Here is a 14,365-nt window from a genome sequence, read left to right on the forward strand (position 1 = left end):
CGGCGCAACTGTCCTTTGCCTTTGCAAAGGAGACTGCCCAATGATGCACGCCTCGACGCAGTTGGAGTTTGCGCTAGCCCCGGTTGCTGGCGCCCTGTCCGACCCTCGCACCGAAGAATTGTGCATCAATCAGCCCCTCGAGTTCTGGCTTCGACAAGGAGGTCGCTTTGAGCGACACCCGGCTCCGGAGCTGGATTTCGAGATGCTGGAAGGCGTGGCGATCCTGGCCGGAGCGCTCCGGAACCAGAATGTCGGCGCCGAGCATCCGCTTTGTTCGACTGACCTACCTACCGGGCACCGCCTGCAGATCGTGCTGCCGCCGGCTGTGCCACCGGGCACCGTCTCCCTTACCTTCCGCCGGCCAAGCGACTCTGTGGTTGCTCTGTCCGATCTGGCGGGGCGCTATGACACCTCCCGCTGGAACCGTTGGGACCGGCGCCGCGAGCAGCAACTGGCCGACAGTGCCGACCTGCTGAGGCTGTTCGATACGGGCGACGCCGTGGCCTTCTTTCGCAGCCTGGTGCAGTCGCGCCGTAATGTGCTGTTCTGCGGCGCCACAGGCGGCGGCAAGACGACCCTGAGCAAGACGCTCATTTCCGAGATACCGCGGCATGAGCGCATCCTGACCATCGAGGACGCGCTGGAGCTGGTCGTGCCGCATGGCAACTCCGTTCGGCTGCTCTACTCCAAAGGCGGGCTCACCATGGGCGGCGTCACCGCCGATGCGCTGCTACAAGCCACCCTGCGGATGCGCCCCGACCGTGTGCTGCTGCAGGAGCTGCGCGACGACGCGGCCTGGGTCTATCTCAACGAGGTCATGACCGGGCACCCCGGCAGCCTGACGACCATCCACGGCGCCGATGCGCCGCAGGCTATGCGTAGGCTGTTCAACCTTGTCAAAGGAAGCCCTCAGGGCGCGGCCTATGAGGACGCCACCTTGGCCGCCATGATTGGCACAGCCGTGGATGCCATCGTCCCGCTGCGTAACGACGCGGGCGCCTACTCCATCCGCGAGGTTTGGTTCGCCGACGATGCCGCCCGCCGTGGCGAGGTTGCCGCCGATCTGCTGCGCATTGCCTGACAGGAAGGGACCGCCATGGGTGACCGCCACCGCCTGCTGTCGCCTGGCCGTCTGGTAGCCGTCGGGGTGCTCCTGGCCCTCGTGGCGCTGCTTTGGACGGCTGCGGCCTCCGCCGTGTTTCTGTGGGGCACTGGCCTGGTGCGGTACTTTCCGCTCGAGGGGGTGGTGTGGATTGGCCAGTGGTGGAGCTACCTGCTCTTTGCCCCGCCCAATCCCATTGTCAGTCGATGGCTGATGTTCGGCGCCGGGGCGCCGACCGCCTTCCTCGGCCTGATCATCTACCGCCTAGTGCAGTTCCGAGGGACGCGCATCACCCGTCCCGGCATGGTCGTGCGTGGCAGCACGGATAACCATGGACACGCTGAGTGGATGAGCATGACTGAGGCTCGTAACCGTTTCCCCGGCCCGCATCCCAGCTTCGGCGGCGTCGTCGTAGGCGAAGCCTACCGGGTGGATAGGGATAAGACGGCCCAAATCGCCTTTGACCCGGAGCGGCAGGAAACCTGGGGGCAGGGGGGCAAGGCTGCGCTGCTGATTGATCCCTGCCGGGTTGGCCCGACGCATAGCCTGGTTTTCGCCGGCTCTGGCGGCTTCAAGACGGTTTCGGCCGCCTCAACCTTGGTGCACTGGACCGGCTCGGCTGTCGTGCTTGATCCCTCACGGGAGCTGGGGCCGATGCTCACCCAGGCGCGGGAAGGCATAGGACAGAAAGTTGTATCCCTTGAACCGGGAACTCCGGGCGGAATCAACGTCCTCGACTGGATCGACATTCGCCACCCTCTGGCAGAGACCAATGTCCACGCGGTCGTCGGCTGGATCTTCGGAGAAACAGATGGAGGCAGCAGCGACGCCGACAAGTTCTTCCGCAACTGGGGCAAGCAGCTCGTCGCCTGCCTGCTCGCGCACTTGCTGTGGGACGAGAAGATACCTGCGAAACTCAAGACACTCCGCACCCTGCGCTCTGGCATCGTGACTCCAGAAAACGAGATGCGGGATGTGCTTGAGGGAATACACAAAAACTCGGCTAGTCCCATGGCGCGCGATATCGCCGGCACAGTCAAGAACATCGTCCCTGAGACATTCTCCGGCATCTATGGCAACGCCACGGGTGACACGGCTTGGCTGTCCGTTGCCGCCTATGCCGATCTTGTCTCCGGCAGTGCAATGGACAAGGCTCCGTCCTTCGGCACAAGCGAGCTGGCCGGGGGTGAGCTCACGGTGTTCCTGCAGATCCCGCTCAAGGTGCTTCGGGATACTCCTGCGGTCGCGCGGGTGCTCGTGGGCGCGCTACTCAACGCTCTCTACGAGGCGGACGGTAGGGTAAGTGGGCGAGTGCTGTTCATGCTGGACGAGGTGCGGCGGCTGGGGCCGATGAAGATTCTGGAAGTCGCCCGCGACGCCGGCAGGAAGTACGGGATTACTCTGCAACTGCTCTATCAAGCTGAGGACCAGCTTGTGGAGCAATGGGGCCGCCAAGGCCGGAACGCATGGTTCGACAGCGTGAGCTGGCGCATGTACGCGGCCGTGCAGAACACCGAAACGGCGAAGTCTGTATCGGACGCCGCTGGCGGCCATTCGGTTTTTGCGGAAAGCGATGGCACCAGCAGCGGCAGCCAAGGCAAACCATTGGAGGCCGGTTCACGCTCGAAAGGCACAAGCATGAACCGCCACGAGATGGCTCGCGCGCTGATCCGGCCGGATGAGCTGATGCAGGATGTGCGTGGCGATGAAGCCTTTGTCTTTGCCCGTGGCTCGAAACCCCTACGCTGCGGCCGTGCGATCTACTTCCGCCGTCCCGAGCTGCGGGATGCGATCGAGGCCAGTCGCTTTCACAAACAGGCAGCGGAATAGGAGAACTGCATGTCGGGTACAGAGGGGCCTACCCAAACGGACGACCCTACAGTGCTTCGAAAGGTTATCCCGACCGCGCCGAGCCCCAGCGCGCAACAGTCGGCGCAAAGGAGCAGTACAGCGGCGACGGACTACTGGCAGACCGTGGCTGCCGCCGGCCGGCAAGCCAGGGCCGACGCGAAGCCGCAGGCTCAGGGCGAGAAGCCTGCACGTCAGCGCGGACTGCGCTCTTGAGAACCCGCTCCAGGACTCCACAAGGCCGGGTCGTTACCCTCGCTGCGGCCGCTGCCGTGGTGGTCGTAGAACACGACCTGAGCAATATCGTTCAACGATGAAAATGCCTCCTCGAAGGCGGTATGGTCGAAGCCCGGCCCGCCATGCAGCATAAGCAGCATGAGGAGTGTCGGCTTTTCCTGCATACGGTTGCCGTCCGGCACGAGGCTAACGTTTGCAACATCCACGAAGAGTCTGAAGTCATTTGCCCGGACGAGCATGATGGATTGTTCGGCCAGTCGTGAACAACCTGAATCAGGTTCCATAGACACCCAGCAAGCGCGCCTGCAGAACTGCTTTCCGCCCGTTCAGGTAAAAGCTCCTGGCTGTAGAACCCATCTTATTCAATTGCCCTGCTTTCTGTCGGTCTAAATCGTCTTTTCAGATTGTGAAACAGTAGGGCAGGGGGCAGGATCCCATCCCATGAGCCCTTTCGCCGGAATGCGGTTCGTCGCCTGCTGCCGTGTCTCCCCCGACAAGCGGGGCCGCTCCAGCCTTGATTTTGACGCGAAACCCGAGGTTGTCGCCCGGCACGTGGCAGGGCAGGGGGGTGCCGGCGCCACCGCCTTCGACAAGGTCGAGAACGGCCGGCGCGGGGACCTGCCTAGCTCGCCCTCACCGTGGCCGGATGCCGTCCCCAGCGGTGCATGGTGGTCATTGCCAAGCTCGACCGCCTAGCCCGCGATGCCCGGTCAGCGGTCGCAACGCGGCGCGCCGCAGCCGTGCTGCCCTACCTCACTGCGGCACGGGGCGCCGGCGCCACGACGCTGCAGCACCCCGCCGACACCCTCACTGCCGGCGGCATGGGCATGCCGCGTGACGGCGTGGTCGGGCGGCCAAGACAGGTCCGGCGCGTGCTCGATCGAGCCGCAACGGCGTCCGTGGATGCCGTCATGACCGGCCGGCAGGACCAGGCACAGTCAGCAGGACAAAGCTGATGACCGAACGGATTGCCAAGCTTCGGGCCTTCTATGCCCGCCTCGTGACCCGGAACGGCGGCGCCCGCGATCCCCGCATTGAGGCGGCCTTCGCCACCGTGCCGCGCGAGGCTTTCGTCGGACCAGCGCCGTGGTTCGTCTATGCCGGCTCAGCCAAATCCCTGGGGCCGGCCTATGTCGAGACTCCCGATGACGACCCGGCTTTCCTCTATGCCGACGTCCTCATCGCGCTCGATCCCTCACGTGGCATTAACAACGGCGAGCCCAGCCTGCATGCCCGCTGCCTCGACGCGCTCGCACTCCGCCCTGGCGAGACCGTCCTCCATGTTGGTGCCGGCACAGGCTACTACACCGCCCTCCTTGCGTGCCTGATTGCCCCGGGCGGGATCGTGCATGCTTACGAAGTCGACCCTGGCCTTGCCGCCCGTGCGGAGGCGAATCTCGCCGGGATCGAAGGCATCATCCTCCATGCCCGATCCGGCATCGGCGAGGGCCTGCCCGCAGCCGACGCGATCTACGTCAACGCCGGCTTGGCCGCACCAAGTTGGACCTGGCTTGACGCCTTACGGCCAGGCGGGCGGCTGCTCTTTCCGTTGCAGCCGGAGCACGGGCTCGGCGGCATGCTGCTCATCACCAAGCCTGCCGCCGGCGGCACCGCCTGGCCTGCGCATTTCGTCAGCCGCGCGACTTTCATCCCCTGCGATGCGCAATTGGCAACTGATGACGAGGCGCTCGCAACGGCCTTTGCCGATGGGGGTTGGCAGCAGGTGCGGTCCTTCCGCCTGGATGACAAACAGAACGGCAAAACCTGGTACCGCGGGAACGGCTGGTCCCTCTCACTTGCTGCGCCAGGGCAAGCTTAAACCTGGTCCCGAGAAGAGAAATTGCTGCTGTCAGCCGGTGCAGCCGCTCGGGACAGGCTCTGACGCAGCACCAAGAGTCCGCTTCAGATTGATGATCGAACGTCCGAGTTGGGCGGAAAGCGGCGGTAGAAGGCTCTCGCCTAAAGGTCTGCTCCACCTCCGTGAGCGGACATTAGACGCAGCCCGCCCGAGCTCGCATTTCACGGCGTGATCTGCCCGGAAGCGGCCTGTCCGCTTCAGGAGCGCCAGCGCGCCAAAGCGGACGCTGCCCTTCCGGCCGATACCAACTCTGTTGCGAATTCAACCAACACTGGCTCTCTGCGCCGAGCACTTGATGGTTGTGCCGTAGCATCGCCCTGTCGCAGCATCGCCGGACTGCCGCTCGCAAGTGGCGGTGGAAATGGGAGGAGATGCCATGCCCAACGCGCACGCGGTCCTGGCTGCGGTCGTGGTCGGGGCGGGGCAGGCAGGCCTCGCCGTCAGCTATTTTCTCTCCCGCGCAGGCGTACGGCATCTTGTCCTTGAGCGGGGGCGCATCGGCGAGAGCTGGCTGGCCCAGCGCTGGGACTCGTTCCGGCTGAACACGATCAACGCCCAGAGCGTCATGCCGGACCGTCGCTACGAGGGCCCGGAGGGGGAAGGCTTCATGACGCACCAGCAGTGGGCCGAGTTGCTGGAGCGGTTTGCCGAGCGCAACCGCCTTCCCATTGGCCTGGGAACGCCGGTCACGGAACTCACTGCCGCCGAGGAATTGCCGGGAACATTTCGTGTGCGCACCTCGCACGAGGTGATTTTTACTCGGAACGTGGTGATCGCAAGCGGCGCCCATACCCGGCCGCGCCTGCCTGTCTCGGCACGCGCCATCCCGTCTGACCTGGTGCAGATCCACTCGGCCGATTATCGGAATCCAGCCGCGCTGCCACCGGGTTCGGCCTTGGTCATCGGCGCTGGCCAGTCCGGCTGCCAAATTGCCGAGGAACTGCTCGGCGCCGGGCGGACTGTCTATCTTTCAACCTGCCGCGTAGGGCGTTCGCCGCGTCGCTATCGCGGGCGCGACTTGATTGTCTGGAGCCACGAGAGCGGCCTTGCGGATGTACGTCCTGAGGACCTTGCCGACCGCTCGGTGTTGACCCGCGGGGAGCCACAGATTGCGCCCGGCCACACCATCAGTCTGCAGTCGCTGAGCGCGCGCGGTGTTGTGCTCCTCGGCCGCTTTGCAACAGCGGAAGGCGGGCGCCTGCGCTTCGCCAACGATCTAGCGGAGAATATCCGCTTCGCCGATCATGCGTCCGAGGAGATCAAACGCCGGATCGATGCTTACATTGAGCACAACGGCCTAACGGCTCCACCAGCCGAACCCGATCCGGCCGAGGTCGTCGCCCCGCGCCTGCCCGACCCACCGATCCTGTCACTTGAACCGAGCGCATGCGGCATTTCGACAGTGGTCTGGTGCACTGGCCTTGACGGCGACTTTGGTTGGGTGCGCCTGCCGGGAGTGCTCGATGCACAGGGCAGACCGGCGCACGAGCACGGCGTCGCATCCTGCCCTGGGGTGTATTTCACCGGCCTTCCATGGCTTTCCGCGCGTAGGTCAGGCCTCGTTACCGGGGTCGAGCACGATGCGCCGCGTATCGCCGAGCTAGTTGCTGCACGGTGTAGATGATGCCCTATTCCGCGGAGCCCCAATGCCTCAAACCACCACTCGCGCAGGTCAAGCATAAGAGCCGATGGCCTCAGGTGCGCTTTGTCCGCTTACGGGAGTGTAGGCAACAGTGCCGATCGTCCGGCATGGGCGCAGAGCCGCCGATCTCGGACGCTGGCCAAAAGTGTCTGCTCCTGCACCAGCACCGGACATACCGGCTCCGGGCACGACGGTCGCCTTCGGGTCGATAGCCACCGTTGCGGTACTGTTCTGAAAAAGGATCTGACTGACTGTCTGGGAAGTCGTCACTGTCAAAAGGCTTGGGATGAAGGCGAGCGTAGTAGCACCAAATCTGGTGCTACCGGCGGGTTTGCAGACAGTCACTGAGACACGCTGGTTCTACATTCTACGGCCCGAGACGCGTTGTGGCCTTGCAGTTTGTTCCTCAACCGAAGCACGAGACACCATGGCTTTGCTGGCTTGCTCTGCTTGCCAACGGGTCAGTGCATCCCGGATCGCGGCGGCGACGGGTCGATGCCCCTGCCGCCGCGCCAGATCATTCCAATCGCTGCCCCGGTCGCCAATAGCGAACGACGGCAGGGCGGCGATGCCGCCCACGGTCGCCGCCGCGGCCTCGGCCTTCTCCTTCCCGATATTCGGCAGGGGAACCGGGCGCATCGGCAGCTGGTGGTCATTGTCGCCGGCGATGATGATGGGCCGCGACGGGTCGGCTACACGATAGGCTTTCGCCACGGCCTCCAGATTTCCGGCATTGAAGGCCACGGCCACCGAAAGCCCGGTTGCCTCGTGCAGTGTTGCTCCCGTGGCGTAGCCCTCGGCCACCAATAGTGGCGCCCCCCGCTTCGGCTGGCCGCCGATCAGCGCGTGCCCGCCCTCAGTCCTGGCACCTTTCAGGAACAGCTTGGACCCGTTCACGTCCACCCGCTGCACGCCCCATAGGCACCCGTCCGCGCCCCGCACCGGCACCAGCAGCCGGCCGCGACGATCCTGCCGCAGCCCGTGTGCCCGCACACCCTTGGCGGCAAGATAGGGGTGGTGATCCTTGGCTGGCGCCGCCGCGGCCCATAGCCGATGCGCCATCCGAGCCGCCCGTGCCTGGATGTCCTGGCGCTCCCGTGCCCGCTCGGCGGATCGCGCCGCGGCCTCGGCCGCGAAGGCCGCGCGTTCGGCCGGGTCGAGCCCGCGCACTGGCCGGTCGGCTTTCCAGCGGATCTCCGTGCCGGTTTTGTAATTGCGAATGTAGCCTGCCGGCCAGCCGTCGAGATGCCCCACATAGCTCCCCGACTTCTGCCCCTTGCGGTCGCCTTCGACGGGAGCTCGGCGCAGCTTGCCGTCCATCTCCACCGGCCCGGTCACGCGCAGCCCGGCACGGTGCAACGCAATGGCGAAGTCGGCCGCGGCGTCTGCCTCGCTCATGCGCGGCCGCGAAGGCGCGCGAAGGGCGTGACCCGGTGTCGAAAGGCGCTCCGGTATACGTGTCCCGCCTTGCGCCTTGCTGCCTCCCTCGACGGCCTGGGCGGGCTTCCCGACCCTACGCTGCTCCATGCCAGCCAGCACCGCCCCACGTTCTTCCAGCGCCACGGCCAGGCGATCCGCGACGGCGCTTACCGCCGCCTCCTCGCGCCTGCGCTGCACCGCCCGGCGCACGCTTGGCCGCGGCGCATCATCATTTCCTGCCGCCGTACGGCGCCAGTAAGCCGCTGCACTCTCCGGCTGTGTCTGCCCAGCCTGCTTCGGGCGGGGCATCCGCTGCCGCTCGGTGGCCGCCTGGCTGCGCGCCTGGTTATCCCGTGCGCGGTCGCGCACCGCCCCCGCCTCGCCCTCAACCGGTCGCCGCTCCTCGTGCTCCACGTCCTGCAGAACAGTCTTGCCCGGACCCCGAAGCCGGCCGGCCAGCTTGCGCACCGCCTGCCAGCGGGCGTCGAGCGCCTGGCGCAGTCGCTCCATTGCCTGGCCAATCATGCGGGCGTCGCGGCGCTCGCGGAGCTGCGCACCAAGCGTTGTCCGCGGCTCGCCTGCCGCTTCGCGCGCTTCGGTGCGGCGGAACCCGGCCTGCATGGCGCGTGCCGTGCCGCGGCCGATCTCGTGGGCGCGCTCCATGAAATCGAGCGCCGACGCCTTTGCCGGCTGCCGCGCCAGATTCCGCGCCACGTTCTCCCACACATCGGCCACGCCCACCGGACGGGCATCACCCAGGGCGCGGCGGGTCATCACCTCGCGCCGCTCGGCCCCATCCGAGGTGATGAGCCAGGCGGCATCCCGGTGCCGGCTCTCGGCTGTGTAGCCTTTGAACCCCTGCACCCCGGCCGATCCCGACGGCATGGCGTTGATGTGCTCGCTGCTGGTGAGGCCCTGGGCGGCATCGATGGTCAGCACGTCGCCCGGCGCCAGGCGCGTACGGCCGTTCTTTTTGTCGGCCAAGCTCTCCCAGGATACCGCCCCGTTGCGTCCGGCCGCCGTCCGCAGCACGATCCCCTCCGCGTTCACGGCGCGCACCTCAAGGACGCTGCCATTGTTGCCGATGTTGCCTCGGCCACCGTCGAGGAAACGGGCGTTGAGGCGGTCGAACAGCCGCACCCGATCGCCCGGCGCCAGGGTGAGGTTATAGGCAGCGCCGGCTTGGTCGGTCGCCTGGATACTGACCAAGTCCGGCCCAAGCTCGCCCATCGCACGGCGTTCCTCGCGCAACGCAAGCGCCACGGCCCGGGCGTCGGCGTTCGTCGGCGCGGTGATGCTGATGGAGAACCCAGCATTGCCAGCGTTCGCCTCGCGCCTTTGCCGCCACAGCTCGGCCACCCGGCGTACGGCGTCGTTGTATCCCCCTGGCACCGCCTCGGCCGTGCCGTCCTGGCGCTTCATGGCCAACGCCTCGGCGGCCTTGCCCTCGCGGAACAGCCCGGCGATCTCGCGCTCGCGCTCGGTGCGCTGCCGCCGCGTGGTGAGGATTTCCGGTACAGCCTCAGCACCAAGGGCGCGGCGCATGAGGTTGACCACTGGCCCGGCCTCGATGCCTTGGCACTGCCTGTCATCGCCAGTGGCAACGATGCGGAAGCCATGTGCCGCGCGGAGCCGGAGCAGCTCCAGCATCTGCCGAGCGCCCACCTGTCCCAGCTCGTCCACCACCACGACCGTCCGCGGCCCAACCGAGATGCGACCGGCGGCAACGCCGTGCAGGAAGCCGGTCAGCGCGGCGACGCTGCCGATGCCAGCCTCCTTCAGCGGCTCGGCTTGGCGCCAGGCGATGGCCACACCCACTATGGTGTCGCCCTGAGCCGTCCAAGCATCCACCAGCGGGCGCAGCAAGGTGGTCTTGCCCGACCCGGCTACGCCCACTGCCACGCCCACAGCGCCGCCCGTGCCAAGGCGTTCCAGGGCAGCGCGCTGCGCCTTCCCGTGGGCGTCAGTAAAGTCCAAGCCACTCCGCTCCACCGCAGCGGCCAGGGCGGCGGGAGAGAGGGCTCGGCTGCGATCAGCCGCGGCGGCCTTGGCCAGCGCCACGGCCTCGGCCTCCTGGGCGACGTGCAGCGCCGTCGTCACCCGCACCTCGTCGCGCCCGGCCTCGCGCGCCCAAATCAGCCCGGTGAGCTGGCCATCCTGGCGCACTCCGCGCTCGCGCAGGGCCTTGGTCACCGCGTCCACGTCCGCCCGCCCGCGCTCTGCCCCGTGCATCATGCCAGCGGCGATCAAGGCGCGGGCGGCCGCCGCGCGCAGGTCTGCGCCATTCAGCACGGAGGCGCGGGAGAACTCGGTGTCGAGGAATGGCAACGCCATCTCGTAGGCGGCCTCGAGGCGGGCAGCCCGGCTCTGCTGCCGTGGCCCCTCGGCGCCATGGCTGCGTGGCGCCACGACGCCACGGTGTTCCCAACCCATGGCGGCGGCCTGGCCGCGCCAGGCAGCAAAGTCGCTGAGGTCATCCTCCTTGTTCTTGCGGACCGCCTTTGTCCCGCCCTTGAGGAAGTCTACCTGCATGTCGGGCGACATGGCATCCCAGTCGAGGCCGCGTTTCGCCGCCTCCTGCCGTGCTGCCTCGGTACCGTCGCGGGTACGCTTGCTGAACGCCTCGCACACCTCCTCCGAGATGGCCGGCAGCCGAGCCATGCCGGTTCGTTCCTCCAGCGCCACCGCCACCCCGACGCGGCGCAGGTTTGCGGCGACCTGCGCTTGGTAGAAGGCCCCATACTCGTGGATGCGCGTGCGGGTCGGGCTGAGGTCCAAGGCGCCAAGGTGCCCGCTATCGGTCAGGACCAGGTTGGGCACCGCGCAATGGGTGTGGAGCTGCGGGTCGCCGGCGCCGGAGGGATCACGGCTGGGTCGCAGCGTGTGTAACTCGGTCGTCACCTCCCCCGTCACGGGGTCGGGCCGCTTGACTTCGGCGGTTGCCCGCGCCGTGAAATGCTCAAAGCCTATCCACGCGATATGCCCGGCCTCGGTGCCACCCATGCCGCCCCTGCCGCGACGGACCTGGCCGATGTCCCAGGCGACGTAGCGTAGGGCGGCGTCAACCGCGTCGCGGTGTGCCTGGAGGATGGTCGCCCGTTCGGCCTCGGTTGGCGCGAAGGCCCAAGCCAGGCTGACGCTCTTGGGCGCGGAGAAGCACAAGTCGATGTAGCTGACGCTGCGCGTGGTCGCGGCGTCGTTCGTCGTCAGCGCGCTGCCATCCGAACGCTGGCCCGCCAGAAGCTGGCTGACCTGCTCCACGGTCGGCGTTCCATGCGGGTCGATCCCCAGCGCCGCGGCCAGGCCGGGGTGCATGTCCCGCCGCGGCTGCGGCCGGGTACCCTGGCGCGGCGCCTCCGGTCCTGCCTCGCCGTCCGGTCCCTGTCCTGCTCCCAGCTCGGCCACCCGGTTCCGGGTGTAGTAGTCCCCCATCGCCACAGCTTCGGGCGATAGCGTTTCTTCCATCAGGTGATCGGCCATCGCCCGCGCACCGCCGGGGCTGACGGAGGCCGCGCCTTTGCGAAAGGTGAGCACCGGCCGGGTCTGCTATTGCCGCGTCGCCGACCCTGGCCGCCGGCCGGCGCGGTCCTCATCCTCATCCTCGTCTTCGGCTTCGTCCTCCTTGCTACCGCTGGCCGCAGCCTCAATGCGGTGCAGGATGTCATTCTGCTCGTCCAGGCGTTCCACGATCTGCGTTAGCAACGCAGGCAACGGGCTCTCGCCGGCTTCCTCGGTCGCCGCCTCCAAGATGGCACGTAGCATTTCGGTGTGGGTGCCCTGGGTCTCGACCATCATCCGCAGCCCTTGGGTCAGCGTCTCAACGGTATTCCGCAGGCGAGCCAGCTCCTCGACAACAGCGTCTGACATGGCGGCATCCTCGGCTTCGGGAATCAGGCGCCAGCTAACCATGCCCAGAGAGAACAAAGCCAGCACCTTCTAGGGTGCATTGGTCTGTTTAAGACTGCCCTACTATCAGTGGAACTAACGCCATGCTTACATTCCAACGCAAATTACACCAAGCTAACGCTCGCAACGCGGCCTTTTAGCTGCTAATTTTCGACTAGCTTGGCGGAAAGGGAGCGAGATGGCAGGGGATGCGGAGTTCGCAGCCAAGCTCGCCAGCCTCGTCCCAGCAGGCCGGATCCGAGACACATCGGCCGTTCGCCAGAGGATCCGAGCCACTTTCGACAGCATCAGTTCTGCCCGGGACATCGGTGTAACCTGGCAGCAGATTGCTGACCTGATGGTAGCCGATGGCGTGCTGACAGCCGATGGTACCTCACCGACTGCCAATGAATTGCGGGCCCTTTACCACCTCGAGAAGTACGCCCGCGGGGGTAAACGGAAGCGGCGCCCCTCAATTTCCATCCGGCGAGCGCAGAAGGCCGAGACTGCACCTCAGGTGTCTCCCGCCCAAACGGCACCCTCGCCAGCCGGATCCATCCCTCCATCCCCTTCAGCGCAGCCCCTGCCGGTGCTGGAGGAGGAACCGCCTCCCACACAGCCTGCCGAACCGATGTTCCGACCTGCCAAAATCCGTAAGTAGAGGAACCAGATCTGTGAAGAGCGCCAAGGTTATTCCGGCATTCCGCACGGCTCCCGCCATGGAGGCGGAGGACGAGAGCCCAATCGCTCTGCCCCCAGGAACGCAAGCAGCAGCGGCTCTAACTCCTAGTGTTTCAGAAATTGACCTTTCGGGGCAGCCGAAAGCCATCCTCCTGATCGGTGCAGGACGGACGGGCAAGACGACCTTGGCGCGTTGGATGGCGGAAACAGCGATCGCCGCAGACCGAGCTCCGATCCTAGCCGCAGCCGATCCGCTGAACCGCTCCCTTGCCAAGTATTTTGATGGGGTGGCGCAGCCGGCGACGGCCGAACCAGCGGCGACAGCGGCATGGTTGGAAAAGCTCCTTTCGCATCTCATGGCCGAGCCGACATCGGCAATCATGGATCTTGGTGGTGGTGATACAAGTCTGACGGCAGTTCTGCGCGGGGTGCCGGATCTGGCCGAGACGATGGAGGCGGCCGGCATTCCGGTCGTAGCGCTCTATTTGTGCGGCTCGCGGATCGACGACTTGGCAGCCGTTGCAAATATGGAAGCTGCAGGGTTCAAGCCGAAGGCGCGCGCTATCGTCCTAAACGAGAGCCTCGGCGAGCAGGCTCTGACCCGGGAGGAGGCATTCGCAGCGGTGTTGAGGCATTCAGCCTATCGAAAAGCGGTTGATGGTGGTTGTGTCCCGCTTTGGATGCCGCGCATTCATGGTGGTGCCGCAGCCGAGGTCGAGAACAAGCGCATTTCGTTTGCAATGGCACGAGACGGCCAGCAGCCGGAAGGTCGCACGGTGGCACCGCTTGGGCCATTTAATCGGAGCCGCATCCGTACCTGGTTGAATACGATGGAGCGGGAATTTGCACCGGTACGGAACTGGATGCCATGAGCGCATCCCGGGCCGCGGAGAAACTCGATGCGGCACGGGACGATTTGCACCGAGCGATTGCCCTCGGCGGGCTGCAGCGAGATCCGCTTCGGCATCCACTACAGGCGCTGGCTTCCGTGCTCGATGCACTCGAGGAAGCAGCAAATGCAGTGCGGGAGCCGGTGTCACCGGCGGCTGAAGCGGAGATCATCCGTCGCCTTGAGAACGCCGCATCACGTGGCGCTGCGCAGCACGCGGCAGCGCTGGCCAGGACGCACAATCTGCGTACGATGCTGATCGCATCTGCCGTTTTAGTTAGTGCAGTCGCTCTATCGATTGTGGGCGGCTACTGGTGGGGCGTAACACGTCCCGTGCAGACAAATCTTGGCATGTTGCCGCGCGAAGTTGCTTTGGTGCTGTCGTCCAACGACATGAGCAAGGCGCTCGCAGAGTGCAAGCCGCTGCCACAAAACAGCGGGCGACGGGCGTGTGCAGTAAACCTTTGGCTGGAGCCGTAGGTGGTTACGAAGGTGATAGGGTAACACAGTCCGGCTGAATCGATTTGGAAAGAACGCTCTCAAGCGGCACCTTGGTACCCGGGATAGGTAACGGGCCCGGGCATCATCAACCCAGCTTGGCCCAGCCGCTTCGTTCCGGACAGAGGCCGCCAACTTGGCAATGTCGTCCTAACCGTTTGAAAAGAAGAAGAATTGTAGATGTTGAATAACATTTCTTATGGAAAGAAATAGCCTTTGCGAACCGCTCGACCGCTTCAGGCAACCTTACTTTTTAGCGCAGTTCGACTTGGGTGTGGGGTGGCCACGGCAGACTGCACGCCGAGC

The 14,365-nt window shown here is 65.9% G+C and carries 10 protein-coding genes; 7 read left to right on the top strand and 3 right to left on the bottom strand.

Annotated elements, in window-relative coordinates:
- The first annotated feature begins 40 nt into the window (after nucleotides 1-40).
- The gene (gene virB11, locus AC5JJ1_RS05235; protein WP_495784059.1) at nucleotides 41-1,081 is read left to right on the top strand and encodes a P-type DNA transfer ATPase VirB11; all 1,041 of its coding nucleotides are present in this window, start codon (nucleotides 41-43) and stop codon (nucleotides 1,079-1,081) included.
- Between the two features lie 15 nt (nucleotides 1,082-1,096).
- Nucleotides 1,097-2,932, top strand: coding sequence for a type IV secretory system conjugative DNA transfer family protein (locus AC5JJ1_RS05240; protein ID WP_495784060.1), 1,836 nt, complete (start codon nucleotides 1,097-1,099; stop codon nucleotides 2,930-2,932).
- Nucleotides 2,933-3,144: 212 nt separating this feature from the next.
- On the opposite strand, the gene AC5JJ1_RS05245 is transcribed toward AC5JJ1_RS05240, so the two are convergent.
- Nucleotides 3,145-3,471 carry a hypothetical protein gene (locus tag AC5JJ1_RS05245; protein WP_495784061.1) on the bottom strand — a complete coding sequence of 109 codons (327 nt, stop codon included), beginning with the start codon at nucleotides 3,469-3,471 and terminating at the stop codon, nucleotides 3,145-3,147.
- A 381-nt stretch (nucleotides 3,472-3,852) separates the two neighbouring features.
- On the opposite strand from AC5JJ1_RS05245, the gene AC5JJ1_RS05250 reads away from it, so the two are divergent.
- The 3 genes from AC5JJ1_RS05250 to AC5JJ1_RS05260 all read left to right on the top strand — a co-directional run bounded on the left by AC5JJ1_RS05250 (nucleotide 3,853) and on the right by AC5JJ1_RS05260 (nucleotide 6,669).
- A complete protein-coding gene (locus AC5JJ1_RS05250) occupies nucleotides 3,853-4,143 on the top strand; it encodes a hypothetical protein (RefSeq protein ID WP_495784062.1) in 291 nt (96 codons plus the stop codon).
- On the top strand, nucleotides 4,143-5,006 hold the full coding sequence (locus AC5JJ1_RS05255) for a protein-L-isoaspartate O-methyltransferase family protein (RefSeq protein ID WP_495784063.1): 864 nt from the start codon (nucleotides 4,143-4,145) through the stop codon (nucleotides 5,004-5,006). The genes AC5JJ1_RS05250 and AC5JJ1_RS05255 overlap by 1 nt, the downstream gene beginning before the upstream one ends.
- A 415-nt stretch (nucleotides 5,007-5,421) precedes the next feature.
- Nucleotides 5,422-6,669, top strand: a complete 1,248-nt coding sequence (locus AC5JJ1_RS05260; RefSeq protein WP_495784064.1) for a flavin-containing monooxygenase — start codon at nucleotides 5,422-5,424, stop codon at nucleotides 6,667-6,669.
- Nucleotides 6,670-7,047: 378 nt separating this feature from the next.
- Here the strand turns inward: AC5JJ1_RS05260 and mobF are convergent, their stop codons facing one another.
- Entirely contained in the window at nucleotides 7,048-11,586 is a 4,539-nt protein-coding gene (gene mobF, locus AC5JJ1_RS05265) for a MobF family relaxase (protein ID WP_495784065.1), read from the bottom strand.
- A gap of 66 nt (nucleotides 11,587-11,652) precedes the next feature.
- Nucleotides 11,653-12,039 (bottom strand): hypothetical protein, encoded by a 387-nt coding sequence (locus AC5JJ1_RS05270; RefSeq protein WP_495784066.1) that lies wholly within the window; start codon nucleotides 12,037-12,039, stop codon nucleotides 11,653-11,655.
- A gap of 626 nt (nucleotides 12,040-12,665) precedes the next feature.
- On the opposite strand from AC5JJ1_RS05270, the gene AC5JJ1_RS05275 reads away from it, so the two are divergent.
- Together AC5JJ1_RS05275 and AC5JJ1_RS05280 are read left to right on the top strand one after the other, a co-directional pair.
- Entirely contained in the window at nucleotides 12,666-13,544 is an 879-nt protein-coding gene (locus AC5JJ1_RS05275) for a P-loop NTPase family protein (RefSeq protein WP_495784067.1), read from the top strand.
- Entirely contained in the window at nucleotides 13,541-14,041 is a 501-nt protein-coding gene (locus AC5JJ1_RS05280) for a hypothetical protein (protein ID WP_495784068.1), read from the top strand. The genes AC5JJ1_RS05275 and AC5JJ1_RS05280 overlap by 4 nt, the downstream gene beginning before the upstream one ends.
- Nucleotides 14,042-14,365: the final 324 nt, after the last annotated feature.

The organism is Belnapia sp., assembly GCF_059504005.1.